This window comes from Blautia sp. CAG:257 (assembly GCF_000433815.1).
In the GTDB taxonomy this organism is placed as follows: Bacteria; Bacillota; Clostridia; order Lachnospirales; family Lachnospiraceae; genus Blautia_A; species Blautia_A caecimuris.
The window spans coordinates 1-1,963 of sequence record NZ_HF999084.1; the positions used below are offsets into that span (position 1 = coordinate 1).

2 protein-coding genes are annotated in these 1,963 nt (G+C 43.7%); one reads left to right on the forward strand and one right to left on the reverse strand.

All coding sequences use genetic code 11. The annotated features are described in order from the left end of the window. On the reverse strand, window positions 1-1,160 hold a 1,160-nt coding region (locus tag QVP40_RS10095), incomplete at its 3' end, for a transglycosylase domain-containing protein (protein ID WP_288200467.1). Between the two features lie 367 nt (window positions 1,161-1,527). Here QVP40_RS10095 and QVP40_RS10100 point away from each other — a divergent pair. Further along, window positions 1,528-1,963, forward strand: a 436-nt coding sequence (locus tag QVP40_RS10100) for a response regulator transcription factor (RefSeq protein WP_288200468.1), incomplete at its 3' end; no start/stop codon positions are given.

Consider the following 1,963-nt stretch of genomic DNA (forward strand, 5'->3'; position numbering starts at 1 on the left):
TAATTGACTTCCTCGCCCTGAGGATTGGTTACGGTCAGAGCATAATCAAGAGCATACTGAACATTTTCCGGATAGTTTTCCGGGTTGGCATATTCCTCATCAAGAATTGACTGGATATGCTGATCCTGAGTGGTATAAATCTTAAGACCGCCGCTGTAAACAAGGTTCTGGGCCTGAGTTCGTGTATAACCCTTGATGTTCATAAGATCATTGATCACCTGGTCAATAAGCTCGTCTTCAAAATAGCTGTAGATCGTGTCGGCTGATTCAGAGTTCTGAGCCTGTGCAGCCTGGATCTGTGTATAGATATCATCATTGATCACCTGGTCATACTGCTCCTGGGTAATATACTGCTGATCCAGCATATGATCCAGGACTTCTTTACGTCTTTTGGCATTTGCCTCCGGATGCTCAATGGGGTTGAACTGAGTCGGATTCTGAGTGATGCCTGCAAGTGTGGCACATTCAGAAAGGTTCAGATCCCACACATCTTTATTAAAATACTGCCTTGCCGCTGCCTGAACGCCGTAGGCGCCTGCTCCCAGGTTGATGGTATTCAGATAATTTTCAAGGATCACGTTTTTGTCATTGATCTTCTTTTCAATCTGAATTGCCAGATACTGCTCCTGGAATTTACGTGTGAACCGTTCCAGCCAGGTGGATTCCTTGGTCCAGTTGGTAAATACATTATTTTTCAGAAGCTGCTGGGTAATGGTACTGGCACCCTCGGAGAGACCTCCGGAAGTGATATTTTTTACGAAAGCACGGAGGATACCTCTTACGTCGATTCCGTTGTGCTCGTAAAAACGTTCATCCTCAATAGCAACTACCGCATGCTGCAGATCCACCGGAATCTGTTCGATGGAAACAGGCAGTCGGTTGGAGCTTGGCGCAGTCAGCTTACGCAGCTGGTTTCCGTCTCCGTCATACAAAAAGGTTGCATATCCCAGAGGCGAAATATCCACGTCTTCCACATCAGGGGCATTGTCTATAATTCCCCGAAAGGCCCCGATGCCCAAACAGCCTACAATCACACAGAGTGCGATCAGAGATATGAACAGGACTCTGATAAACGAAACGTGTGCACGTTTTCCCATCATGGCTGTACGGGAAATCAGAGAATTTCGCTTTTTTGAGACTGATTTTTTACCGTAATTCATGATTTTCCTCCTTTATAATCCGTTCTATTATATCAAATAAAAAATAGTAAATAAACCCTAAAATCAAAACTTCATATTTAGTATAGCAGAAAAATGAAAAAATATTGTAATTTTCATATGCGTGCGGAAAGAAAAAAGCTATAATAGATAGTACGGTTCACTCTGCTCCCGGTAACCTGGTTAACATGCACTGCAAATCATTTTCAGTGATGGCATTTTAGTCTGTATGTTTTGTAGTTTTGGGAAAAACAGGCCAAAACACTTGGCGGGACAGAATTGTGTGAACAGTAATTAATCGATACTTAGTGCAACATCATTTTATACAACATAAAGTCAACAGCCGGAAAAGCAGAAAAGGTGGACAAAAATGGAAACAATTATGATCATAGAAGACGACAGACGAATAAGGGAAGAGCTTTCCCTGCTTCTTATAAGCGCCGGATACACAGCTCTGGCAGTGACAGAATTTACAGAGGAACCCATAAAGCTTCTGAAAGAAAACCATCCGGATCTGATCCTTATGGATATCAATATTCCAGGCGGCAGTGGAGTAAGTCTGTGCGCCCAGATCAGAAAAATATCCCAGGTTCCGGTGATTTTTGTAACAGGAAGGACCGGGGCAATGGATGAACTGGAAGCTTTGATGACAGGAGGAGACGATTATATTACAAAGCCATACCAGGCGCCTGTTCTTCTGGCTCATATCAGGGCAGTTCTCAGAAGAACAGGAAAATCCGGGACTATGCAGGAGGCAGAGCTTGAGTGCAGAGGTGTCAGGCTGAGTCTGAAAGATGCCTCTGTAA